We start from the raw sequence: 23,567 nt of genomic DNA on the forward strand, positions 1-23,567 counted from the left end.
AGAACCGGGATAGGTGTCAACGATCCTCTGTCGCTCTCTCGTATCTATCATCGCCAGCGCGCGACACCGTGAACACATGTGCAGTTTCACGACTATGCGTCGGGACAATCGGTGGATAGCGGCGATGAATCGAAAAATGCGGGATTATTCGAGCCAGCACATAAGAGATGACTTAACCAGCTTCTGCGTCTAATGCCTGCCAAAGCCAAGTTTTGGAGGAACCTATCACTTTCTGCGATAACAGCCGTTTTATCTTGCGGTCTCTTCGAGATTTTTCAGGTACTTCGCCACCCCCGTTACGGCTGCCGCTGGTTTGGCAGCTGAAGGTAGATTTTTCAGGTATTTAGCCACGCCGGTTTCGCTCGCAGCAGCTTTGGCAGGTTCCGAAAGGGTTTTCATGTACTTTGCCACGCCGGTTTCGCCCGCTGCACCGCTCGAAACTGGCGCAGGTGCGTGCTGAACAGGCTGGACATTAGATCCGGATTGTCTGCTGCTCCAGAAGATGAAACCAGCCAAGCCCAGAACGATCAAGCCGATCGGATAATTTTCCGCCAAGGGATTCTCGGCTTTTTCGGCAGCAGCACCAGAGCTGGGTTGATCGGCTGATACCGCCGTCGAGTTGCTCGAATCCTGCTTCGCCTGCATGGTTTGTACGGTTTTTGCTCGTTCCTTTGCAGCCTCAGCGTGCTTGGCGATTAAATCAGCGTCTTGGGTAATGACTACCGGCTCAAAGTCTGCTGCTGGGTATTCTGATTCCGCCATCGCCAACGGGCTGGCTAGCAGCAGCGCCGTAAGTATCGCTTTCGTCAAATTACGTTTTTTCACATCATTCTCCTAAACATCTTAAGAAATGGATGAAGACCCCCGCCAGCATGCGCTGGATGGCCACTCCTGACTTAGTATAAGGGGGCGCATCATCAAATGGAATATATGAGGCTCTTTCAATGACCTGTGAGCACAAAAGATGCGCGTTTTGATGATCAACTGAGCTCAGTAAACCATTCCGGCGAAGCCCTCCGTAGCGCTAGCTGCCCGCCGAAGAGTGAGTATACATGTGCATCACTGACTTGCATCGGGAGAAAATCCTGATCTCAGATGATGGGGCGAGTTCCGGTAAACACAGGCGCCCTCCGAGCAAGCCCGGTGATGCGGCCATGCGAAAGAAAAACACCCCCTCGAACTAACGCATGGACAATAGCTGGTCGACCCGCTGTAGGTCATCCTTGGTATCAACCCCTGCTTCAGGCGCTTCCTCGATTACCCTGACCAGAATACGTTTTCCCTGCCACAAAATGCGCAGTTGCTCCAGGGCTTCGACGGCTTCCAACTCGGACGGTGGCCAGCTTACATAGCGCCGCAGAAAACCGGCCGAGTACGCGTAGATACCGATATGCCGGAGATACGGAAAGTTTTCTGGCAAAAGACTGCTGTCGCAGGAAAAACCAGCCCGATGCCAAGGGATGGGAGCCCGACTGAAATAAAGTGCGTAGCCGGTGTTATCGACCACGGCCTTAACGACATTCGGGTCGAAAACTTCTATGTGACTTTTGATGGGTGTGGCGAGCGTAGCGACCTGAGCGATACTCTGGTCGGCCAGAATCATGGCAAGCATCCTCACCAAGTTCGGCCGCATTAAGGGCTCATCGCCCTGAAGATTGACGACGATTTCGTCATCCGACCAACCCAATTGATCGGCCACCTCGGCTATTCGCTCGCTACCGCTAGTATGATCCTTTCGGGTCATCAGCGCACGTATCGGCAGATGGCTTACGGCTTCACGGATTCGTTCGTCGTCGGTGGCAACGATGACATTATCACCCGCTTCTAAGGCGCGTTCACAGACATGGACGATCATCGGACGTCCGGCTAAAGGAAGCAGAGGCTTGCCGGGCAGCCGACTTGACCCGTAGCGTGCCGGAATGACGATATTGAAGGACGGCATGGTGCTGCGGTTACGAAAGAGCGTCGTATTCTTCAAGGCTGATCTTTCGTGCCTCGTTTTCCAGCATCACCGGAATGTCATCGCGTATCGGATAAGCGAGTCTGTCCGCTTTGCAAATCAACTCCTGCTGCTCCTTCCTAAAAAGAAGTTCGCCTTTGCAAACAGGGCAGACCAGGATCTCAAGCAGTTTTCTGTCCATTGCATTTAGCCTTCAATATGGTTAACAAATTTACTCCGAACTCGGTCGGTAGCGTCGCTTCGACAGGCACATACCATAAATTCGAAGCGCCGAAAGTTCGGCATTTGATAGCGTCTTTTTCGGTCATCACGATTGGGAGGCCTTCGGCAAAACCTAAGTCTTCGACCCGATACTGATGATGATCGGGAAACTCGCGGCTGTCGAACTTCAACCCGAAGCTCCGGAGATGGCTGAAAAACCGCTGCGGATTGCCAATTCCGGCAATTGCGTAAAAAGCGCGCCCACCGAAGGATCTTAGGGGCTCTTTTACTTGTTCCTCTTGCAGATTAACGGCCACTCCGCCGTCCAGAGACATGAAATATTCACCGGGCGGAGCCTCTGCCGAATAAATCCTCAAGTCTACCGAACTCAATCGCTCGACTGGCTCCCGCAGAGGCCCTGCGGGTAGGCAGTGACCATTGCCGAATTGCCTCGCACCGTCCACTACAGCGATTTCTACGTCGCGATACAGGGCATAATGCTGTAACCCATCGTCCGACAGAATAATGTCACAGTCGGTTCTTTCTAACAGCGCTTTTGCGGCCTCGGTGCGTTTCGGGAAAACGAACACCGGGCAACCGGTTCGCCGGGCAATGAGCAGAGGCTCGTCACCTACAGCATGCACATCGGAATCTTCAGCGACTCGAACCGGCCGACGTCCGTGGGATGCTCCATAGCCGCGGCTGATGACGCCAGGTCTAAATCCATTCTCCTTAAGAAACCGAGCTAGCCAAATGACCAAAGGCGTTTTGCCGGTGCCGCCGACCGTCAAATTGCCGACCACAATTATCGGAACCGGCAAGCGGCTTATGCGTTTAAGTCCGTTTCGATATGACCAGCGGCGAAACGTAACGACCTGTCGAAATAAGGCTTCGAGCGGAATCAAGAAAGGATTTGGACGCGGCTTTTCATACCATTCCCGCTGAAACCAGCCAGCCAATTGCTTTTTCACGCGACTCGAACGACTAGGGATTTTCGATCGCCTCGCTCTTCGCGGCGAAAGTCACATGAGTGAAACCGAGCTGGCTGGCCGCGTCTAAAACGGTAATTACGGCTTGATGGGTGGTTTTTTGATCGGCATTGATGACCAGCAACGGATTCTTATTGTCGCCCGCGGCTTCGACAATCGCCTTTTTCAAGGTTTCGATTTGCGTGTTTACCACCTGATGCTCATTGACGAAATAACGCCCTTCGGTATCGATGACGACATCTACGCCCTTTTCTTCACCTGTTGATTGACCCGTAGCTTCGGGCAGGCGGATTTGCAGTTCTGCTTCGCGGCTGAATGTCGTGGTCAGTACCAGGAAGATCAGCAGCACGATGAGCACGTCGATCATCGGGATCAGGTTGAGCTCGGGGTAGTCCCGACGCCGCGGGCGGAAATTCATTGCCGTTTATTCCTCTTCTTGACTGCTGTAAAGAGTCTCGATCAATCGCACGGCCTCCTCCTCCATGCGCACGGCGAAGTCGATCACTCGCCCCTGAAAATATCGATAGAAAATAAGGCTCGGAATGGCAACCGCCAGGCCGGCAGCCGTGGCAATGAGGATTTCCGATATGCCGCCGGCGAGTTTGGTGGGATTCCCGATACCGCTCGCCATGGAAAACGTGGAAAAGACCTTGATCATACCCAGGACGCTGCCCAATAACCCCAGGTAAGGCGACACGGATGCGATAGTGCCCAAGGTGTTCAAGTATCGTTCGAGATCGTGGATCACCTGGCGTCCTGCCTGCTCGATACTTTCCCTCACCACCTCGCGCCCTTGCGAATAGTTCACGAGCCCTGCGGCAAGGACCGCGCCGAGCGGGGAGTTCGCCTTCAATCTGCGAATGTAGGCGGTATCCAGCCGATTTTTCCGATATTGATTCCATACTTCCGGAACGAGCTGCGGCGGGATAATACGGGTTGCACGCAAGGTCCAGAAGCGCTCCAGTATGATGGCTAAAGCCAAAATCGAACAGGCAATGATGGGCACCATGACCCATCCGCCCGCCTTAATTATTTCGAACATCGTCGATTATCCCCAACATTAGTCAGCCAACCATTTTAGTCGATCGGCTTGAAACCGGCAGTCCGTTAACATCACGGACAAGGTAAGCAGGACGCCGAATCGGGCACCTTCTGAGTCTTCGAGTCATCCGACGTTCACCCGCCAACACCTAAAAAACTCAGGTATAAAAGCATTACAAGGTTTCTATATCGATGTTCGGAAGTTCGACGCGAAAATTTCCGCGTTGCCAAATAACTTTTCCGACATCGCGCCATGGCTGAGCGATATTCTTGTGGCGCAGATCATCTTCCCAGTCCATGGGAACGCGCACTTCCTTTAATTTGACGAGAAATTCGGCGTTCGACAAATCCAATCCCAGCTCAGTACCCCAAAATGCCGTAACCTTTTTCAGGAACTTGCTCAATCGCTCCTGGTGCATGTGAGAAGTCACTGCGACGTTCGCCCACATCGACTGCACTCGGCCCCAATTTGGCGCAACCAACCGCCCCTCCTCGTTCACGAAAGGCAACCATTGCTCCCGGCCGCTTTGGTCCTTGTAAGTCAGGGCCAGGATGTGATTGTAGCCGGCGAAATGATCGTGCATGTAAAGAGCATGGGGCGTTATTCCCAAAAAAGCATGGGAAAAATTGATGACCGAATTGCTGAGGTGATCCAGCAATCGGCCGGCAGTGCCGATATCGCAAGCCTCTCCGCAGCGGTACAAGATGCCGTAATGAATCGTGCTGTTCAGTTGCAGCATCAGGACCACAATCAGGAATTTCGCGATGCGTTGCGTTTGTTGTCCAGTCGTCGCCGCATAACGTTGATACCATTGCGCGAAAGGATGCTCCTCAATTGGTGGTGGCAGCGATTGAACCGCACACGCCTCATCGCACACGATGCGTTCTCGCCGGTCCGCTATTCGGCGATAACACCGGTTTCCCAAATGGTAAATGCCCGGCAATCTCATCAGCCAACCGACTGGGGCGGTATATCCCATGCCGACCAATATGCGGATATAAGTATCCAATCCCGAATACAAGCGCCGCTCACCGTCCAAAGCGTAAAGATCTTGTAATAGCTTATTTTCAGGAATCGAATCTAGTTCCCGATATTCCTTCGCATTAGTCTGCAAGCCCTTGAAGTCAACCGCCTTGAGAATATCGAAGTGCTGAATGACGATTACGGTGCGGTTGCACAACGGGCATTGTTGATCATAGAAAACGGTCAGCCCCGGTTGCTCGAATTGGAACGCCTTCTTCAGATTGCGCCACCACCTAAACGGGACCAGTAAAAAATAATGGACCAGCATCGCAAAACCGAAGGGGTAAATATTGAGCGAGAGCACAATTCCCGTGTGAAACAACGTCCCGGTGAGCAACAGAGGAACCCGAAAGAGGCGGAACCAAAACAGGAACAAGAAGGCGAATTGGAAGACGATTATCGTATAACCGATAAACATTTCCAGAGACTTTATGTTCAACAACGGCGTCATATCGATTGCCGACATGTAATAAGGCATGGTCGGCGGCAGCCAAGGTCCCATCCCGTTACGCCAGAAATCCGCTGAAAGTTTATGGATACCCGAATCCAGATAGAGTAATCCTAAGGAAATGGCAAGTGGAATATAGTAGGCAAGAACCGTTACTTTGTCTTGCGGCTCATACCGGTTATTCAATGTCGAGTGTCTTAATTTACGACGCAGATTATCCAGGGATAATGCTCGCTCGGTAGGCAGGAACATCAGAAGAAAGCTGGAGCCCGTCATCAACTGATCGAATCCGCCGTCGAAGTCCTGCCACATGGGGGTGAAAACGACGAATGTCACCCAGAATACATAATTAGCTACTGCGGCCCTTCGAGTGTGATACCCCACGACAAGACATGCCGCGACGCAAATCCACGCAAGGAGAAAAAAATGCAGTATGGGAGATGCTCTATCAAAAAATGGTACCGGATCAAAAATTAAATGCCGGAAATAAAATAGGAAAACAATTTCCTGGAGTATTACCAATGAAAAGCCAATTCGGAAAGCACCAAGGCCGGTGGCAGGAACTTGCTTGGCAAGCCCCTGCTCGACCAATGATTTCAGTTTTCGGTACATTGCTTGAATAATTAGGCGTGAGGGGAGCGCTATGAGCGGAATTCGAAATGAAAAACGATTCGGCGTCGCGTTACTTGCGTGTGGCACGATGACGCGAATTGTAACTCTTTGCTGACGGAATGAGCGAAGTTTTAATGCTCGGAAAGCCAAAGCCACGCGTGCCTCAGGTCTCTGGGGGAACTCGTCCGCAAAGTCAGGAGGAACGTCCAGGCCGCCTTTGGCGTGCTAAAAGTGCCTGCGTACCTCGAATGTAGTGAATTCCTCAACCGGGATTTCTTCGATCACTTCCAGTGAATCGACTTTAGCGCGCGGAGGGCCGCTCGCGCACCAATCCAAGAATTCCGCGATACGTTCCGAGGCGCCCTCCGCCAGGATTTCGACCCGGCCGTCCGGAAGATTTCGTACCCAGCCTCTTAATCCCAAGACCGAGGCGCGCTCACAGGTAGCCGCGCGGAAGAACACCCCCTGAACCACCCCCCCTACAAAAACATGAACCCGCCTCGTCATCGTTACACCTCGAAACACTCAGCGACTGATTATCCAGCAATGATGAATTTTCGGATTGCGCTCGAAATCCTTCGGGATCGTTTTGCGGGTGACGTCCGCTAAGCTGATCCCCGCCAGCGCCTCGGAATCAAGCTTGAATTTTCGACAATTGGTCGAAAAAACCAATGCTCCGCCCGGCGCCAAGAGATTCATGCATTTTTTTACCAGCATCGGGTGATCCCGCTGCACGTCCCAGGTTTGCCGCATTCTTTTCGACGTCGAGAAGGTGGGTGGGTCCAGAAAGATCAAGTCGAAGCGCCGCTTATCCCGCGATGCCTGATCGATCCATTCGAGACAATCCGCGTGAATGAGCTCGTGGCGGCTGCCACCGATCCCGTTAAGCTCTAGATTGCGTGCCGCCCAGTCCAAATAAGTGCGGGACATGTCAACTGTGGTCGTCGATGCCGCTCCGCCTTTTGCCGCGTACACCGAAGCGGTTCCGGTATAGGCGAACAGATTCAGGAATCGCTTATCCGCCGACCGCTCCTGAATCATCCGGCGCGTAATGCGATGATCCAGAAATAGACCGGTGTCGAGGTAATCCTCGAAATTGACCCAAAATTTCCATCCGCCCTCCTCCACTACGTGAAACCGTCCGGCATCGGCCTGTTTTTCGTACTGAGCGAAACCCTTCTGTTTACGACGAATTTTAAGAAAAAGCTGTTCGGGCGGGATTTCAAGTACTTTTGGAATTGCAGCCACGGCATGAGTCAGCCGCATTTCGGCCTTGGCGGGATCGATGCTTGAAGGAGCTTCGTATTCCTGCACATGGACCCAAGTCTGCTCGCCTTCATACACATCCACGGCAACGGCGTACTCCGGCAAGTCGGCATCATACAGTCGATAACAGTGGATTCCGTTTTGCCGCGCCCAGCGCCCAAGGTTTTTGAGATTCTTTCGCAAACGGTTGGCGAACATTTCCGTTCCGCTGTCCGCTGTCTCCACAGCTTTGGCTTTTCGAAAGATTTCGCGGGTTTTACGCTGCGCCTCGGTTAGCGGCTCGGGTTCGCGCGGGGTGAAGAAGCGCTCTGGTTCGACGTCGAGATTGAAAAGTCTGCATTCGAGAGCCCCGTTGTACAGCGTGTAATAACGTGTCGCCCTTATGCCCAGTTTGAAGGCCAGGTCCGGATTACCGGTCAGTAGAGTCGCCTTCCAGCCGACGAAATGATTTTTCAGCGTTTCTCCCAGCTGGATATACAGAGGGACCAGCGTCTTCTCGTCGCCCAATCGTTCGCCATAAGGAGGATTAACGGCAACCAGACCGAACGCATGGCGGGGGCGAGCGTCGCCCATGGCTTTGCGCTCCACATGGACGTAACCCGTGAGCCCCGCATGTTCGATGTTTGCCAGGGCGATTCGGACGGCTTGCCGGTCGATGTCGTAGCCGACGATCGGTGGAAGTTTTCGCAACCCCGCCTCGCAGCGCCGTTCCGCCTCGATCACCAGGTTTTGCCAGAGCGCGCTGTTATGTTGTTTCCAGCCGAACAGGCCGAAATGAGGCCGCAGCAGCCCCGGCGCAAAATCGCTTGCCATAAGCGCCGCTTCGATCGGCAAGGTGCCCGAGCCGCACATGGGATCGACGAAATGTCCCCCGCTCTCGGCGATCCTAGGCCAGCCGGCGCGCAGCAGAATGGCCGCCGCCAGGTTTTCCTTGAGCGGCGCACGGCCGCCTTCCTGTCGATAGGCGCGCTTGTGGAGACTCTCGCCGGAAAGATCGATGCTAACGGTCGCGATATCGCGATCCAGATAAACGTTCACCCGGAGATCGGGGCGATCGAGACGCACCGACGGGCGAACGCCGTGATGCTCGCGGAAGTAATCGACGATCCCGTCCTTGACCTTTTGAGCGCCGAACAGCGTATGGGTGATCTTCGACCGGCTGGAGGCGAAATCCACGGCGAAGGTCGCCTGCGAGTCCAGATGAGCGCTCCACTCGATTCGCCGGATGCCCTCGTAAAGTGCCTCCGGGCTTGCGACAGGGAAACGCTCCAGCGGGAGCAAGATCCTGTTGGCCAGCCGGGACCACAAACACGCTTTATACGCCGTTTCGAGGTCACCGCCGAAAGCCACCCCTGCGCGGGTTTCGGCAACCTCCACCGCACCTAATGCTCTTAACTCGTCTGCCAAAAGAAGCTCCATACCGAGAGGAGCGGTCGCAAAGAAACGCTGAAAACAATTCATTGACTGGCTAATAAAAAAATCGATTGCGCGATGATTGGACAAGATAGGGACCGTTCAGCATCGGAAGGCATGGCTTCGCTTCTTGCAGTCTCTCAGTCGCTTGCTAACGACCGTTCAAGAGATGTTTGACAGGTCGATAATTGCCGACGGTAACGCGTCGCAGTCGCCGCGACACGCTGGGCAACTCGCAGCAGCCAGGGTTTGGATAGATACGTCTTACGCCGGAATCCGCCGTGGCCCTCATGATATGCCAAATATTGGTTATAGGCGTCGAACTTCGCGATTCCAAGGCGCGTAAAACTTTGATGCGCATACCAGCCGATAAAATCGACCACGTCCCCGAACTCGTCCCGATCTGCTCCACCGTTGCCCGTTTTCGTCCGATACCATTCCCAGGTGTCGTCTTTGACCTGGCCGTAGCCGAAAGCTGACGATGACCGCCACAACGGCAGAACACCCAAAAATTGGTAACGGGGCGGACGCGCGTCCTCGACAAAACTCGATTCCTGATTGATGATCGCCATCTGGACCGGTACGGGTATGCCCCACCGCCGCTGCGCATTTCGGGCGTCAACGTACCAATCTTCTTTTTCGAGAAAAATCGAGCACAGATTCGAAGGGTTTTTCGGCGGGGCGGTTGCACAACCGACCATTACTGCCGCAAGCAGACAGCAAAAGGCCAATTTTACCGGAAACCTTGCGCTTCCGGCATTTCTGCAGCCCATCAGACGGCGGACCGTTCCGTATAGGTTTCTTGCTCGGGTTGAAGTGCTTTCCATGTCCATTCACCATTAGCGGCAAATTCCAAAACCGCATCATAATATTCGAGTCCGTCGTGCAATCCGCCGAGATTGACATAGGCAATGCGGTTAGCATTAAGCATGTCCAGAACCGTGGCAACTTGCTCCGTGCTCAAGGCAGTGTCAATACGGTCCAAGAATGCAAATTTGGGCGCGGCAATCACCAGACGGCTTACGGCTACCAGCTGTTGTTCGGCTAGAGATAGAAGGCTGTCCCAATCGTGTTCCGTATCCAGCCCCCCGGCCCGCGCAAGCATGGGCTCCAGGTCGAGTGCGCGCAGAACGGCCCGGATACGCGCTTCATCGATCACGAATTCCTGGCCGGTCCGGAGCAGCAGCTCACGAAGTGTTCCCGGAGGAAGATAAGGGCGCTCGGGAAGAAACATGATCTGATCGAGTTCCGGACGAATGATCCGCCCCTCGCCTTTTTCCCAAAGACCTGCGGTAGCCTTGAATAGCGCTACTCTCGCGGTGTCGTCTTCTCCATAAACCAGAAGACGTGTTCCGGAAGGAACCGAAACGGACAAATTCTTGACGATGACGTGACCATCCTCGGGAGCTCGCAGCGTCAAATGCTCGTACGCAAGCAGTCCGTCGTTTTCGCACACTTCGATGGCGGCCGGAGCGACCGGCGTCTTGACGCAGATAGGACACTCGGAGGTGCGACGGTGATGGGCGCAGACTTCGCCCGTTGGAACCGGCGTTGCCTGTGCTTGCTCGATCGCCTCTGCTAGCGATCCCAAGCGAGCGATGACTGCGGCGAACGAAGAAATGGATTGGAAATTGGTTACGATCAGCGAAAATGCCCCCAAGAGATGTGCAAAGGCCATGGCCGCTTGAGTAATCACGCCGAACTCGACTTCGCCGCGAATATAAAGAGGCGCCACGATCAAGGCGGGGATAATCTGGATGAGATAATTGTACCCCGTAGTAAAGAATCCCAAATTTCTTTGTACGTCGATGATTTTTCGGAAATTGGCCGTCAATTCGTCGAGATGGCGCAGGACTCTGCCTCTAGCTCGACCTTCGCGGCGCAACAGTGCTATCGATTCGGCGTTTTCCCGGACATGAATGAGGTCCGCGCGGAAGTTAGCCTCTTTGTCGAGCTGGTTATAGTTCAATCCAACGAGTGAATAGCCTAAGCGAATGGTCAAAAAGGATCCGACCAAGGCATAAACGACCGCTACGCCGAAGAGCAACGGACTGATCGACCACATCACCCCCGAGAAAGCGACAACGGTAAAAGCGCCGTTCAGAAACATCAGCGTGAAGGACAGCGTAGTAACCGTGAATGCCCGCACGTCGTCGGCGATCCGCTGGTCCGGATTGGCGATTTCCCCGTTTGCTATCAGACGGTCATTGAGCCGGTAATAGGTGGGATGTTCGAGATAGATATTGACGAAGCGCCGGGTCAACCAATCCCGCCAGAGCAAACCCAGACGCTCTTCGATGAAGCGGTAATAAACCGCGACCAAGGTAGATGCCGCCAAAACGCCGATATAGATGGAAGCCTGCCACAGGAAACCTTCTCGGTTGCGTTCTGCGATAGCCGTCATGAAATCGCGACCTACGTAGCTGTTCAGGACATTTAGACCGTTGATCGCAAACAGAAACATGATCAAGCCGACAAACAACATTACGGCCCTGCGGCCCACTTCGGAAGACACGAAGCTCTTGATGCCGCGAACGAAACGAAGCCACGTCAATCGGTTAATCTGTGAAAATTCTGCACTCATAATTAATCGTCTTTGTATTATTCGCCGCAGCATGTTCCCCCGGCGCGTTGTTCCGATAAACGCGAACACAGTCGCCGGTACCGGAATTCAATTCGGTTCGGGCGCACACTGACCGACTGAATATAGTAACGTCGTTATGCTTTTTTGGTCGCAGTGTGACTCAAGTCCCGTATCACCCGCAAGGTGCCGGACCCCGCGACGGCAAGATACCGATGGCCTTAAGTGTGGTCATCTCCAGCCAAAATTGCCACTATCGAAGCGAGTTCTACAAAAAAGCTCTCCGTAATTTCGCGTATCGGCTAACATTCATAACGAAAGGGTGCGATCGATACGCTTCAGTTGAAAAGTACAGCCGCCTAGTCTGCAATATTGCGTCGGCGGTTCTTGGCACAAATCATGTGTATTTCGAAAGGCCGGTCGAAGCGTTATGCTTGAGAGCAATCCCTTACCACCGACGAATTATAGAAATCAAACTCCTGGGTGAGTGGGTGTGAATTCGGAGGAAGATGTCATGTCGACCACAGTCATCGAGCGCGAATTAAGCGAACAAACATTCTCCGCATTATGGAAATATGTGAAATGCATCCTGCGAATGCACGTGGCGGGGATAGTCGACGAAGCGGAAGCGAGCGGCCGCACGCAGAGTTCCGAAGGTACCGAGCACGCCTCCTGACATCAGGGCTCGAGGCGTAATCGGCCAAGCTTGCACATACCGTGCTGCTAGGCTGAATCCTTCAGCCGGCTCGGAGCAACCGAGCGGGTGGGATAGATTCCACGAATTAAAGGCGGCAGTTTCGTCGCGCGCAAACAATTTGCGCTGATGCTTCCGGAAAGCTACGCCTTCAGCTTTGCCGTCCGCGCCGCCCCATCACCAACGAATTCAAGCTGATCGGCCCGACCACACTATTGGGTGGTTTCATCTGGATCGCTACAACTTTCCGCCCGATTGGCGGCTTGTGCGGATCAAGAACAGTCGAGCCGAATTCGCCTGAGGCTCCTTGGGCAGCGGCACTACCTCGCGCGGGAAAAAACCATTTGTCTTGAGCTAGTCCCGCACCGATCGGAGGATCGGTAAAGAGCAACTACCGAAGCGGCGCACGCGCCGGATAAAATGGCCGGTTGTTCGAAACCCTGACCTCGTCGGAGAAAACTTCCATCTCCGCGGCTATCGTCCGGTACAGATCGGGCGTCCAGGAAGGTAGCCCGTAACCATCGGGATCGAGCGGCAACACGCGTGGGTCTCGCGGGGCAATGATCACTTTGACGTTTTCTTCTCCGACCTGTGCCGTGAGCACGAACAGTTCCTCTATCACTTTGTCCCCCATGGCAAGACAACCCGCGGATACGCTGTCGCCGTGGATGAAAATGTCCGATCCCGGATCGAAACGGCCTTCGCGCTGGGCATGGAACCAGTCGAACTCGTTCGGATAGTTCAATTTCATCGACAGGTGATAATTGCTATTCGGATTTAGTCCGACAATGCGGTATATCCCCTCAGGAACCTGTTTGTCACCCTGTCGCAGCTTGGGGCCGGTCACGCCGCTGGCGGCCTTGATGTCATAGCCGCGGATAAAACGGAACTCTCCCTCGTCTTTGGCCCAAAGTTCTAGCTTCTTTTCCTGTTTCAGTGCAATAAACGTGACTTTCCTAGGCGGATAGGAGATACCGGCCTTGCTGAAATACGGCTTGAGCTCTTGCTCGGCATACGGGCCGAATTGGTAAAGCACATCATGGATAGTCCGGTGTCTGGGCTCAAGAATATGCGGCGAAAGCATCGGAGATTGGTTAACAGTCGACATGGGCGATTGGCGCGCTACTGACTGATGTTTCTTAACCACCTTGAGGACTTGCTTGCCACTCGTTCGTGTGTGCTTTTTAGTGCTCCCTGTACAGGCAGTCAAAAAGGCAGCCGCCACCATCAGCAACAGGATAGTCTCGAATTTCGATTTCATATGCAGGTCCCTCAAAAAGAATCGCGCCTCCGTGGCTGCACGGCTGTCAATCGAGCGAACGTCGCTTGCCAGCCCATACTTCTTCGACAACGAAAATTCAATCCAAGTAGCGACTTACACTTTGTACCGAAAACCATATATTTACCGTTCTGTCCAAATTCTTCTTCAAGAGGCTTCTTGATTCCGGTTCGGCCCGAATCGAATTGCCTCGTCGGCATTACGGCACACAGATCCGGTCAATCGGCCGCGTCGGGTTCGAAAAACACCCATTTCACTTGGGGAAAAGCCGTTTTCAGACCAGCCTCGCAGCGATTGATATCGGCGATCATTTCGTTCATTTCGGCCACTCGACGCATCTTCGCCTTCACCGCCACCATTACGTCGCTGCCGAGTTGCAGAGTGATCAGATTGAAAATCTGCGCGACTTCCTCGCACTTGTCCAGATGATTATGTATGGCTTGCTTGATCTCGGGCTCAACGCTTTGGCCGATCAACAACTCGGAGACTTCCGCACCGATGCCCACGGCAACCAATACCAACAACCCACCGATTGCGATACTGCCTGCGGCGTCGTAAACCGGATCGCCGGTCGCCATGGCGAGCCCGACAGCGATCAGAGCGAACACCAATCCCGCCAAGGCCGCTACGTCCTCGCCCAAAACCACGATCAGTTCGCTCTGACGCGTGTCGCGGAACCAGCGCCAAAGTCCTCGGTTACCCCTGGCCTTGTTAACTTCCCGCAGGCATCCGTAAAGCGAGACACTTTCCATGGCAATGCTGAACACCAGAATCCCGACCGCCAGCCACGGCGACTCCAGCCCTTCGTGCGCCTCCAGCTTGTGTATGCCTTCGTAAATCGAAAACAATCCTCCCATACTGAAAAGAATCAGCGCGACGATGAACGACCAGAAATAAATCGCCTTGCCGTATCCCAAAGGAAAATCCGGCGATGGCGGACGCTTCGCCCGCTTGAGGCCGAGGATCAGCAAACCTTGGTTGCCGCAATCGGCGAAGGAATGAATTGCTTCCGCCAGCATCGAATTGGAACCAGTATGCATGGCGGCGAACAGCTTGGCTACGGCAATGGCCGCGTTTGCGCCCAGGGCGAAAAAAATGGATTTCAGCGAATCGGCTTGATGGGACATGACTCCTCGTGGCGTCGTTCTTTTTCGTATCGAAGGAGTGAAAAGAATAGCATTTGCGCAGCACCCCAATCTGGGCCGGAAAGCCCGCGGCAAATCGCCATATTCGCCGACAGCCGCGTGATTCAGGCGGAACACCTGCGGCCGATCGGCGAACAATCTCTTGTCGAATAAAAACTTATTCGCCGGATGTGTCAGTGCGTTTTCAACGAAAACACGCCCGCTTCCGATCCGACGGAGCGTGCCGGGGCGCTGGAATTCCCAAGCTTCCCTCCTTGGTTGTTATTCCAAATTTGCGTGCCTGGTCCGCATCTGCTCCTCGGGAATCTTCTTGGCATGTATGATGTGGGATACGGTCGCTTCCAGCAACAGCAGCGTGGACAGTTCGAATGTCGTTCCCATCGGCATGCCGACCACTTTGCGATACTGCTCCGCACTGCCGATCCGGAATACGACGTCCGCTAAATCGCCGATCGACGAACTGTCTTTCGTCGTAATCAAGGCGATGTTGGCTCCCATTTCCTTGGCGCGTTTGGTATACGCCATCATCGTCTCGGTTTCTCCGGAGCCGGAAATGACGATGAACAAATCGCCCTTTCGAATGCTCGGCGTGACGACCTCGCCGACGATGTAAGCGTCATAACCGCCGTGCATCAAGCGCATGCCAAAGAACTTCGCAACCAATCCGGAACGCCCCGCGCCCGCGATAAAAACTCGGGACGCCCTGTCCAGCATCGTAGTCAGTCTTGCTTCGTAGTTGGAATCCGTAGACCCGAGCACGCCCGCAAGCTTCGACATGATGAACTTATGATGCTTGCCTTCGACCAGTTCGCGAATCTCCCGCGCGGCATCGGCGGGCGAGGACGCGCCATAGATCGCGGCGCCGACGACGATGATGTCCGCGCCCGTTTTCGCGACTTGGCGAGCCGTCGATTGGTTTATTCCTCCCGCGACGGATATCCTGACCGGCAAGCCTAATTTGGCGATCGCTTGCAAGTCCGCGAACGGCGTTTGCCCAGCGGCCTGCGCATCGAGACCCGTGTGCACGCCGATGATGTGGACGCCCAGCTTGGCCGCTTCCCGCGCGCATGCCAGCTTATCCGGCACATTGATGAGATCGACTTGAACTTCTGCATTATGGGCGTTGGCCGCCTTGATCACGCCTGCGATGGTGGGAAGACCGGACACGCCGAGAACCGTGCAGATATCCGCGCCGGCCGTATAGAAAGGCGCAGCCTCATACTCGCCGGCATCCATCGTTTTGAGATCGACGAGAATCAGCTTGTTCGGAAACCGTTTCTTCAGCTCGGTAACCAGACCGATCCCGTTATGTTTGATGCACGGCGTTCCGATTTCGAAGATATCGACATAGGGCGCCGTAAGACTGGCCAGCCTTAGGGTTTGATCGACGTCTAAGGAGTCCAATGCCAATTGTATTAATGGTTTTGCCATGAATATGTGCTCCGACTGCTTATCGTTGGTTATCGTGTATGCCGCACGGGCCAGCGACCGGTAAGGCCAACGGAATCTCGTTCGCCGGCCGATTCCCCCCGTCGTTGGACTGCCTATGCTAGCAGAGTGCGGATCGTCGGCAAGATGTCCGGTACAGGACGACTCCCATGCGCTCGCGATGATCGACCTAGCGGTTACGACTGCATTGCTCCGCGCATATAGCAGCGATCCTCCGGTAAATCGTCATAGTCGCCGCGCAGAAAGGCTTCGCAGTCGGCCAGAGTTCGCTCCAAGGGAACGGAAATCCCCTGAATGCCGGTATGTTCGGCAACCGTGTGGAACGGCTGGCTGAGGTATCTCTGAAGCCTGCGGGCTCGCAGAACCATGAGCCTGTCCTTTTCGGAAAGCTCCTCGACACCCAGCATCGTGATGATGTCCTCCAGCTCCTGATAACGGGCCAGATGCTCTCTCACGGCCTCGGCGACGGCGTAGTGGCGATTCCCCAGAAAATAGCGGTCCATCATCTTGCTGCCGGACAAGAGCGGATCGACCGCCGGATAAATTCCTTTGGCCGCCTGAGCGCGCGACAGGATCACGCGGGTGTCCAGGTGGCCCAGGATGGCATTTACCGCCGGGTCGGTCATATCGTCGGCCGGAACATAAATCGCCTGAACCGATGTAATACCGCCTCTATGGGTCGACACGATTCGGTCCTGAAGTTCCGCAACCTCGCTCGCTAGGGTGGGCTGGTAACCCACCGTGGCCGGCATCCGTCCGAGCAATCCCGAAACCTCGCTTCCTGCCTGCACGAAACGGAAGGCGTTATCCATGAGAAACAAAACTTCTTTACCCAAAGAGTCGCGTAGATATTCCGCATAGGTCAGCGCCGTCAGGCCGACCCGGAACCGTACGCCGGGGGATTCGTCCATTTGTCCGAACACCAGGACCGCGTTACCCATGACACCGGTATTGCGCATTTCATGCCAAAGCTCGTGCCCCTCGCGAATGCGTTCCCCTACCCCGGCAAACACGGAAACCCCCTGATGCAACGCGACGATGGCGTGCATGAATTCCATGATCAATACCGTCTTGCCGACGCCTGCACCGCCGAACAACCCCGTCTTGCCGCCTCGCACGAACGGGCATAAAAGGTCGATCACCTTGATGCCGGTCTCCAGGATACGGCTGGCCGGAACAGCTTCGTGCAGCGCGGCGGGAGGCGCCAAAACCTCTCGAAACTCGGCGTCCGGCAGCGGGCCACCACCATCCAGCGGAGCGCCGAAGACATTCAGGAGCCGTCCCAGGCATTCCGGCGAGACCGGCACCCGCAAGGCGCCCTCGCTGTCGTAAACCGGCATGCCGCGCTTCAAACCTGCCGTCCGGTGCAGGGTGATCGCCCTAAGCCGAGTCGGATCGAGATGCTGATGAACCTCGAATATATAACGCTCGTCGTCTATCGCGGCATACAAAGACCGATGCAAAGGCGGCAAGGACCGGCAGGCGATATCGACCACAGGACCGTAGACCTCGACGATATGGCCGATGGGTAAAGGGGTAACTTGTGTTTCCTGAGTGCTCATTGCAAGTTCTGCGACCAAGTTCTAGAGGATCGGCCTGTCGGGCCGCCCCTTAGAGCATTTTCATACCGACTGTACGGGCACTCGCGAGTAGGTCGGGAATCCCTCCCAATCGCAAACGGCGTCTTCGGGAGCGCCGAAGCCCCCCTTCCCGACACCACGTCCCGGCCGAGCGTCTTCGTCGGCAAAGGATTGCCGACCTACGAATGCTTGAATCCATTCACCCGAGCCGAAGGCGCCAACGACTTCCGCCAAGCCTGTTTTGCCGTACGAGCGAGATGAAAACGCTCTAGCATCAAAACCTAAGAATGCCCGATTCGATCCCTACCCGTCGAGCGAATATCTGCCCCGAGCCCGCCTATCTGTCCCTCATTCGAGTTACCCCGGCCGAGCGTCCCGGATCGTGCGGCTTGCCGCGATCGCCTACCGCGTCCAAAGTAAGATCCAAAGATTGGAGGAAGCCTCTATCGAAGCTCCTCGTTTTCGGCGTAAAAGCTCGTGCGGCAACGAATTACCGTGGCGCTCAGCTCATCGGGAAATTTGAGGGCAAGTTACCCCGTCCTCAGCCGGTACACCGTAAAGGCTTTGTTTGAGACTTTCGTGCGGATTTTCGATCGGATGGCCGTGGCATCCTCACACGCCGTAGTAGATTCTTTCGACCAAGGTCTTGAACCAGCAAGGCCGCATGAGGACGACGCACAAACCGATCGAGCCCGCCACCGGAACCGGAGCGATATCCAGCACCAGCAGGATAAAAAGGCACAGGAAGGATTTGATTCTGGCCTTCCTTGCTTCCGAACCGTGTCCGTGTTGCCCCGGCGCGCAGTCCACCGCCCCGCAGGCCGTGCCCCGATAAAGATTTTCGACGACCTGATAAAACCATTCGGGCCTTCTGACAACGATGAACAAGCCGATCAAACACGTCAATGACAACGGCCCAAAACCGATGATCGCAAGCACGGTCAGAAACAGGAAACTTTTTACCTGCGTAGCGTTCATCACGACTCAAGCACATACCGCCGAAACGGGCCTTTCAACTTAAGGATTACGCCCCTATATCGGACCGGAGCTTGCCGAAAACCTCCCTTGAAGTACGACCATGGTCCGCGCAGCCCAGTTCGAGCGAAGCGGGCAGTCGCCAGATAACTCTTCGGCTGTCATTTGGATTCGGCGATATCCGACGACGGAACAGTTCCTTTATCCTCGCTCGGAGCCGGATTCGAAGGGTGACGCCACTTTCACGACCAGCGGATTGAACGCCCCACCTCGACCTCGAACGCTAGGTCGAGAGCCATGACGCCTTCCGCGGTGTGCAGGCTTTTTCGTATAGAGAGTTCCAGTGTCACAGACTTCTCGGGCCGCGTTTGTTGAGAAAAAACACGGCGAGCAGTATGGAGAAGCTCAGGGCGAACAGAACGCATAAAAATTGGCGGCGGCATAGTTGAGCGATTCCACCTCATCGTAAATGGCTATGGAAGCCACTCGGGTCACGCCCGGAATAGTTCCGCCCATCATGAGCACCACGCCGAACTCGCCGATGGTATGGGCAAAACTGATGACGATCCCGGTCAGCAAGGCAGGCTTGATGTTGGGCAGCAGAGTTTGAAGGAGGGTTGCCCGGCGCGATAGGCCGAGCGTGTAAGCCGCTTCGGTGAAACTGCGCGGCAAATGCAGGAATCCGGATTGAATGGGATGCACCATGAACGGCAGACTGAACAGCACGGATGCCACTACCAGCTCTTCGAAACCGAACACCAGGCGCAGTCCGAAGGTTTCGTCCAGAAAACGGCCGAACGCGTTCCCGGGACTGAAGGCCAGAAGCAACTTGACCTCGGCCAGAAGTTCGCCCTTGAGCATTTCGACCACTTCGGCCTGGAGACGGTTGCGCAGGCTAAGGCGTCCGCTCAGCACCTTGCCCAGCGAAACTTCCGTTTCCGTGAACAAGACCGACACGGCATTCCCCGCTCGCAGATAGGGCGCGGTTTCCGCCGTTTCCACCAGCATTGCGGTCAAAGTATTTTCCCCAGCTGCGACATCAACCAGCGAAATATCCCCTTCGCTGACGACGGCAAGAATGATTCCCGGCAATCGGTTCACGGCCGATCTCCCCCTCCCCCACGATTCAAAGACTTCGGCTGCGTTCGAGACCGTGGCGCCAAATCTTGACCGCCGACAAAACCAGGACCAGCGCCAGAAGCGGCAGCAATACCGTACTGGGAATCATGCCTAGCAATCGGCCCCCGAGGAACGCTCCTATCACCGAGCCCGCCGCCATTATCCCAACGAAACGACGGTTTCGTCCCAGCACTGCGAAGCTCCCGTCCCGGCTATAGCGGCTAAATCCCGCGAGCATGGTGGGCAGACTCACTGCCAGGGAGAGGCTGCCGGCCAGCTTGATATCGGCCCCGAACAGCAGCACCAGTGTGGGTATCAAAAGCTCCCCTCCCGCCACACCCAAGAGCGATGCCGTGACGCCAATGCCGAAACCCGCCGCGACACCCGCGACGGTCAACGCGATGCCCAGGAATGGCACACGGTCCTGGCTGCTCGCGTCATGGCCGAACAGCAAGACCAAGGCGATGACCATCAGCAGCACGGCAATGATTCGATAAAGCGTTTCCCCTTTGAGCCGAATCGCCCAGCCCGCTCCTATCCATGCACCAACCAAGCTGCCCGTTAGAAGATTCACGATCGCGGTCCAGTGTGCCGCCACGATAGCGAACGGCACGGTGTCGGTGCGGAACGGCAAGGCCGAGGCCACTACCGTCAAGCTGACAAGCTTGTTGACGATGACCGCTTCCAGAGCCGCGAATTGAAACGCCCCGATCAACAGGGGCAATCGGAATTCCGCGCCGCCCAGCCCGATCAAACCGCCCAGGGTTCCGATCAGCGCTCCGCCGCCGAAGGCGGCTATGCTGTGCCGCGGCGCCACGGGCGCCGCTGGCCCGAATGATGCCGGATTAACGTGCCGGCTCATGTCGAGGAGCCCGATTCACCGGGCAGCACAAAACCGTAGCGGCGGAAAATCGTTCTGCCGGCTTCGCCGGAGACGAAATCGGCAAAGGCTTTGGCCGATGGATTGTCCTCGGCCCGTTTCAGGATGACGTAACCCTGATCCAGAGGCGAATGCAGATTCTCCGGAATCAAGGAATATCCGCCCTTAGGCTTGAGCATGGGACTCTCGGCCAGCGACAGAGCGATGATACCGACCTCGGCGGCGCCGGTCTCTGCGAACTGGGCGGTCTGCGCCACATTCTCGCCGAACACGAGTTTCTTTTCGACTTTCGGCCACAGACCGGCCTTTTTCAACGCCTCCTCCGCACGCGTGCCATACGGGGCGTGTTTGGGATTTGCAATGGCGATCTTCGTAATGTCGGGCTTGGCTAGATCGCTCAATTTCATGTCGGCCGCGTTCATCTTGGCGCTCCACAAAACGATGCGTCCCCGAGCGTACAGCCGCACCTCGGAAGCCGTCAGCCCCTGCTCCTTCAATTGCTGTGGGAACTTGACGTCGGCGGAGAAGAACAGATCGAATGGCGCTGCCTGTACGATCTGCTCGTAGAACCTGCCGGAAGATCCGGTCACGAGGTCCAGCGTTGCCTCCGGATGCTCCTTCCTGAAAGCCCTAGCGATCTCCTCCATCGCGAACTTGAGATCGGCCGCCGCCGTGATGGTCAGCCTGGAAGGCTCTGCCGCCCAGGCGGAATACCCGAACATCAGCAGAATGACCGAAAACACCGAAACCAAACGCTTCATCAATTCGTGCTCCGCTTTTTTCATTAAAACGCGTCTAAAACGCATCGGAATCGCATTCGATAGGGAAAAGATTTTGGCGATATGCTCGGAAAAGCATATCGAACTCAATTGTGCAAACCCTGCACCGCTCATGATCCGATCGCCAGGCCAATGTAAATACGGACGCGCATCGATGGGATAGACGGATCATTCGTGGAGCGTTCTGAGTCCGTATGAAAACCGTAGATGATGTGACACAGGCATTGGCGTTCGACCGCGAAACCTATTAATCAGGCCCGTAAATACCCTCCTGGTCTTTCGGGCCGCCGCCCAGGCCGGTACACGCTTAGGCCTGGGCTCACGCGGCTTATCGCCGCACCGGGGCATCCCTGCCCCGGATTAACCCGGCCTATATTTATAGGCCGGGTTAATAAAGCGGATTGGTTCTTGTTACCGGTATGGAACAGTACTTATTACCGAATGCCGCAACTTAGTCTAGAGTTTTGCACCACAAAAAGGGATAGACACTGAATATCCGAGATTGCAGGCTAACCCTTCACCGCCACTGGATCTGGCCGCGGAACGAACCGTTTCCCATGCCTACAGGACTGTAACGAGTTATCACAATGAATGCCCTTAACATCACACCGATTATCCGCCTCGTGCTTATCGACGGCGACCCCGATTGCCGCCAAGTCTGTCGACAGGCGCTCGAGCAGCATTCGATCTATCGATTCGAGGTCATCGAAGCCGGTACCGGCCGTCTGGGGCTGAAATTGATTCGGGCCGAGAGGCCCGACTGCATCGTGGTCGACCGGCGATTGCCGGATTTCGACATAAACGAGCTGCTCGCCGACATGGCCGTGGATATGGGCGAATTATCCACGCCGGTGATCATGATGACTTCCGATGACGGAGCTGCGGCGACAACGGACATGTGCAAGAACGGCGTCTCGGATTATGTTGCGAAAACCGGTGAACTCGAATTCGTACGGCGATTGCCGGACCTGATTGCCCGCAACGTAAACCAGACTCGACTTTTGCGCGAAAAGGAGGAAGCCCTGGAGCAGTTACGGAAAGCCGAAGCCAAATACCGCGCTCTAGTGGAACAAATCCCCGCGATTACCTATATCGCTTCGCTCGAGGCTCCGGGAAAGCTATTGTACGTAAGCCCGCAGACCGAACAGTTCGGATACGCCCCGGAAACCTGGCTGGACGACCCTCTCGGCATCGGGCTGATCAAGTGGGTCCATCCCGACGACCGGGAAATGGTCATCGAGCAGTTTGCAGGAACCTATGAGCATCATGCGCCGCTCCGTTGCGAATACCGGGTGATCACACAAGACGGCAAGGCGCGCTGGGTTTTGGACCAAGCCAGTGTCGTTCACGACGACGCCGGCCGGCCGCTGTTCCTGCAGGGCACGCTCGTCGACATCAGCAAGGACAAGGACGTCGAACAGCAACTGGCGTACTATCGCCAGCGCCTGGGTGAATTGGACGCTCAGCGCTCGGAGCCCTTGAAAAAACAAGCCGACCTGCTCAAGGTTGCCAATGCAAGCGTCGACAAGGCTTTGTACGACCGCATCGAATTCGAGCAGTGCTTGGAAAATCTCTTGGCGGCTCCCTGCGAGAACCGATCCGACTATGTACTTTGCTATATCGATCTCGATCGCTTCAAGATCGTCAATGAGACCTACGGATGCGCTGCTGGAGATCAATTGCTGCAATCAGTCGGGCAGGCTCTGGAAAGACGATTGCGGCAGAGCGATATTCTCGGGAGTCTCGGCGAGGACAAGTTCGGTCTGTTGCTGGAGAACTGTCCGATCGAGCGGGCATGGATCGTGGCGAACAATCTTCGGGACGCCGTCAGGAGCTGCCGATTGTCGTGGGCAGGAAAGGATTTGTGGGTAAGCGTCAGCATCGGGATTACGGCTTTGACGGCCGCAAGCGGCGATGCGTCTTCAGTGCTCCGGAGCGCTGACAACGCGTGCCGCATCGCCAAGCAAAAAGGCCGTGATCGCACCTACATTTTTGACGGCCAGGGTACCGACTATCTGAACGAGCCGCTTACCGCAAAGTATCAGGCGAGAGGCAGGAGAACAAACTGGCCGGCGATCGTCGATTCCAACGCGGTGCCTCTAAGAAAGAAGGCCTGAACGGCACGGCGTAAC

21 protein-coding genes are annotated in these 23,567 nt (G+C 55.4%); 2 read left to right on the plus strand and 19 right to left on the minus strand.

The genetic code is table 11. From position 1 onward, the window contains the following. Positions 1-249: 249 nt before the first annotated feature. The 11 genes from ACR2R1_RS03900 to ACR2R1_RS03950 all read right to left on the minus strand — a co-directional run bounded on the left by ACR2R1_RS03900 (position 250) and on the right by ACR2R1_RS03950 (position 11,538). Positions 250-825 (minus strand): hypothetical protein, encoded by a 576-nt coding sequence (locus ACR2R1_RS03900; RefSeq protein WP_434112743.1) that lies wholly within the window; start codon positions 823-825, stop codon positions 250-252. A 355-nt stretch (positions 826-1,180) separates the two neighbouring features. Next, entirely contained in the window at positions 1,181-1,942 is a 762-nt protein-coding gene (gene kdsB, locus ACR2R1_RS03905) for a 3-deoxy-manno-octulosonate cytidylyltransferase (RefSeq protein ID WP_156880921.1), read from the minus strand. Between the two features lie 10 nt (positions 1,943-1,952). Beyond that, positions 1,953-2,141: a Trm112 family protein gene (locus tag ACR2R1_RS03910; protein WP_077731049.1), complete on the minus strand. Its 189-nt coding sequence runs from the start codon at positions 2,139-2,141 to the stop codon at positions 1,953-1,955. Then, complete coding sequence (gene lpxK, locus ACR2R1_RS03915) at positions 2,122-3,153, minus strand: tetraacyldisaccharide 4'-kinase (RefSeq protein WP_434114193.1); 1,032 nt, start codon at positions 3,151-3,153, stop codon at positions 2,122-2,124. The genes ACR2R1_RS03910 and lpxK overlap by 20 nt, the downstream gene beginning before the upstream one ends. Continuing rightward, complete coding sequence (locus ACR2R1_RS03920) at positions 3,146-3,568, minus strand: ExbD/TolR family protein (RefSeq protein WP_086133942.1); 423 nt, start codon at positions 3,566-3,568, stop codon at positions 3,146-3,148. The genes lpxK and ACR2R1_RS03920 overlap by 8 nt, the downstream gene beginning before the upstream one ends. A gap of 6 nt (positions 3,569-3,574) precedes the next feature. Then, positions 3,575-4,192, minus strand: a complete 618-nt coding sequence (locus ACR2R1_RS03925; RefSeq protein ID WP_077731046.1) for a MotA/TolQ/ExbB proton channel family protein — start codon at positions 4,190-4,192, stop codon at positions 3,575-3,577. A gap of 172 nt (positions 4,193-4,364) precedes the next feature. Beyond that, positions 4,365-6,431 carry a DCC1-like thiol-disulfide oxidoreductase family protein gene (locus ACR2R1_RS03930; protein ID WP_240506919.1) on the minus strand — a complete coding sequence of 689 codons (2,067 nt, stop codon included), beginning with the start codon at positions 6,429-6,431 and terminating at the stop codon, positions 4,365-4,367. 69 nt (positions 6,432-6,500) lie between these two features. Continuing rightward, positions 6,501-6,782, minus strand: a complete 282-nt coding sequence (locus ACR2R1_RS03935) for an acylphosphatase (RefSeq protein WP_086133940.1) — start codon at positions 6,780-6,782, stop codon at positions 6,501-6,503. An 18-nt stretch (positions 6,783-6,800) separates the two neighbouring features. After that, entirely contained in the window at positions 6,801-9,002 is a 2,202-nt protein-coding gene (gene rlmKL / locus ACR2R1_RS03940) for a bifunctional 23S rRNA (guanine(2069)-N(7))-methyltransferase RlmK/23S rRNA (guanine(2445)-N(2))-methyltransferase RlmL (protein ID WP_434112746.1), read from the minus strand. Positions 9,003-9,094: 92 nt separating this feature from the next. Then, the gene (locus ACR2R1_RS03945) at positions 9,095-9,727 is read right to left on the minus strand and encodes a hypothetical protein (protein ID WP_077731042.1); all 633 of its coding nucleotides are present in this window, start codon (positions 9,725-9,727) and stop codon (positions 9,095-9,097) included. After that, complete coding sequence (locus ACR2R1_RS03950; RefSeq protein WP_434112748.1) at positions 9,727-11,538, minus strand: ABC transporter ATP-binding protein/permease; 1,812 nt, start codon at positions 11,536-11,538, stop codon at positions 9,727-9,729. The genes ACR2R1_RS03945 and ACR2R1_RS03950 overlap by 1 nt, the downstream gene beginning before the upstream one ends. 511 nt (positions 11,539-12,049) lie before the next feature. Between ACR2R1_RS03950 and ACR2R1_RS03955 the strand changes: the two genes are divergently transcribed. Further along, positions 12,050-12,211, plus strand: a complete 162-nt coding sequence (locus ACR2R1_RS03955) for a hypothetical protein (RefSeq protein WP_156880886.1) — start codon at positions 12,050-12,052, stop codon at positions 12,209-12,211. Between the two features lie 409 nt (positions 12,212-12,620). On the opposite strand, the gene ACR2R1_RS03960 is transcribed toward ACR2R1_RS03955, so the two are convergent. The 8 genes from ACR2R1_RS03960 to modA all read right to left on the minus strand — a co-directional run bounded on the left by ACR2R1_RS03960 (position 12,621) and on the right by modA (position 21,417). Next, a complete protein-coding gene (locus ACR2R1_RS03960) occupies positions 12,621-13,490 on the minus strand; it encodes a L,D-transpeptidase family protein (RefSeq protein ID WP_156880887.1) in 870 nt (289 codons plus the stop codon). Between the two features lie 236 nt (positions 13,491-13,726). Beyond that, a complete protein-coding gene (locus ACR2R1_RS03965) occupies positions 13,727-14,635 on the minus strand; it encodes a cation diffusion facilitator family transporter (RefSeq protein WP_086133936.1) in 909 nt (302 codons plus the stop codon). A gap of 279 nt (positions 14,636-14,914) precedes the next feature. After that, complete coding sequence (gene hxlAB, locus ACR2R1_RS03970) at positions 14,915-16,084, minus strand: bifunctional 3-hexulose-6-phosphate synthase/6-phospho-3-hexuloisomerase (protein ID WP_156880888.1); 1,170 nt, start codon at positions 16,082-16,084, stop codon at positions 14,915-14,917. Between the two features lie 194 nt (positions 16,085-16,278). Next, complete coding sequence (gene atpD, locus ACR2R1_RS03975) at positions 16,279-17,664, minus strand: F0F1 ATP synthase subunit beta (protein WP_156880889.1); 1,386 nt, start codon at positions 17,662-17,664, stop codon at positions 16,279-16,281. Between the two features lie 630 nt (positions 17,665-18,294). Continuing rightward, positions 18,295-18,660, minus strand: coding sequence for a hypothetical protein (locus tag ACR2R1_RS03980; protein ID WP_156880890.1), 366 nt, complete (start codon positions 18,658-18,660; stop codon positions 18,295-18,297). Positions 18,661-19,062: 402 nt separating this feature from the next. Beyond that, a complete protein-coding gene (locus ACR2R1_RS03985) occupies positions 19,063-19,758 on the minus strand; it encodes an ABC transporter permease subunit (protein WP_208110020.1) in 696 nt (231 codons plus the stop codon). 25 nt (positions 19,759-19,783) lie between these two features. Next, entirely contained in the window at positions 19,784-20,638 is an 855-nt protein-coding gene (locus ACR2R1_RS03990) for a sulfite exporter TauE/SafE family protein (protein WP_156880891.1), read from the minus strand. Then, positions 20,635-21,417, minus strand: a complete 783-nt coding sequence (modA, locus tag ACR2R1_RS03995; RefSeq protein ID WP_156880892.1) for a molybdate ABC transporter substrate-binding protein — start codon at positions 21,415-21,417, stop codon at positions 20,635-20,637. Before modA ends, ACR2R1_RS03990 begins: the two co-directional genes overlap by 4 nt. 605 nt (positions 21,418-22,022) lie before the next feature. Between modA and ACR2R1_RS04000 the strand changes: the two genes are divergently transcribed. Beyond that, positions 22,023-23,552 carry a diguanylate cyclase domain-containing protein gene (locus ACR2R1_RS04000; protein WP_434112753.1) on the plus strand — a complete coding sequence of 510 codons (1,530 nt, stop codon included), beginning with the start codon at positions 22,023-22,025 and terminating at the stop codon, positions 23,550-23,552. The last annotated feature ends 15 nt before the right edge of the window (positions 23,553-23,567 follow it).

The organism is Methylocaldum sp. GT1TLB (genome assembly GCF_051027445.1).
Taxonomy (GTDB): Bacteria; Pseudomonadota; Gammaproteobacteria; order Methylococcales; family Methylococcaceae; genus Methylocaldum.

What these genes read in the sequence shown, in the direction of transcription:
- kdsB (WP_156880921.1), bottom strand. Translation starts at nt 1,942, where the DNA reads ATGCCGTCCTTCAATATCGTCATTCCGGCACGCTACGGGTCAAGTCGG.
- ACR2R1_RS03910 (WP_077731049.1), bottom strand. Translation starts at nt 2,141, where the DNA reads ATGGACAGAAAACTGCTTGAGATCCTGGTCTGCCCTGTTTGCAAAGGC.
- ACR2R1_RS03920 (WP_086133942.1), bottom strand. Translation starts at nt 3,568, where the DNA reads ATGAATTTCCGCCCGCGGCGTCGGGACTACCCCGAGCTCAACCTGATC.
- ACR2R1_RS03925 (WP_077731046.1), bottom strand. Translation starts at nt 4,192, where the DNA reads ATGTTCGAAATAATTAAGGCGGGCGGATGGGTCATGGTGCCCATCATT.
- ACR2R1_RS03935 (WP_086133940.1), bottom strand. Translation starts at nt 6,782, where the DNA reads ATGACGAGGCGGGTTCATGTTTTTGTAGGGGGGGTGGTTCAGGGGGTG.
- rlmKL (WP_434112746.1), bottom strand. Translation starts at nt 9,002, where the DNA reads ATGAATTGTTTTCAGCGTTTCTTTGCGACCGCTCCTCTCGGTATGGAG.
- ACR2R1_RS03945 (WP_077731042.1), bottom strand. Translation starts at nt 9,727, where the DNA reads ATGGGCTGCAGAAATGCCGGAAGCGCAAGGTTTCCGGTAAAATTGGCC.
- ACR2R1_RS03950 (WP_434112748.1), bottom strand. Translation starts at nt 11,538, where the DNA reads ATGAGTGCAGAATTTTCACAGATTAACCGATTGACGTGGCTTCGTTTC.
- ACR2R1_RS03955 (WP_156880886.1), top strand. Translation starts at nt 12,050, where the DNA reads ATGTCGACCACAGTCATCGAGCGCGAATTAAGCGAACAAACATTCTCC.
- ACR2R1_RS03960 (WP_156880887.1), bottom strand. Translation starts at nt 13,490, where the DNA reads ATGAAATCGAAATTCGAGACTATCCTGTTGCTGATGGTGGCGGCTGCC.
- ACR2R1_RS03965 (WP_086133936.1), bottom strand. Translation starts at nt 14,635, where the DNA reads ATGTCCCATCAAGCCGATTCGCTGAAATCCATTTTTTTCGCCCTGGGC.
- hxlAB (WP_156880888.1), bottom strand. Translation starts at nt 16,084, where the DNA reads ATGGCAAAACCATTAATACAATTGGCATTGGACTCCTTAGACGTCGAT.
- atpD (WP_156880889.1), bottom strand. Translation starts at nt 17,664, where the DNA reads ATGAGCACTCAGGAAACACAAGTTACCCCTTTACCCATCGGCCATATC.
- ACR2R1_RS03980 (WP_156880890.1), bottom strand. Translation starts at nt 18,660, where the DNA reads ATGAACGCTACGCAGGTAAAAAGTTTCCTGTTTCTGACCGTGCTTGCG.
- ACR2R1_RS03990 (WP_156880891.1), bottom strand. Translation starts at nt 20,638, where the DNA reads ATGAGCCGGCACGTTAATCCGGCATCATTCGGGCCAGCGGCGCCCGTG.
- modA (WP_156880892.1), bottom strand. Translation starts at nt 21,417, where the DNA reads ATGAAGCGTTTGGTTTCGGTGTTTTCGGTCATTCTGCTGATGTTCGGG.
- ACR2R1_RS04000 (WP_434112753.1), top strand. Translation starts at nt 22,023, where the DNA reads ATGAATGCCCTTAACATCACACCGATTATCCGCCTCGTGCTTATCGAC.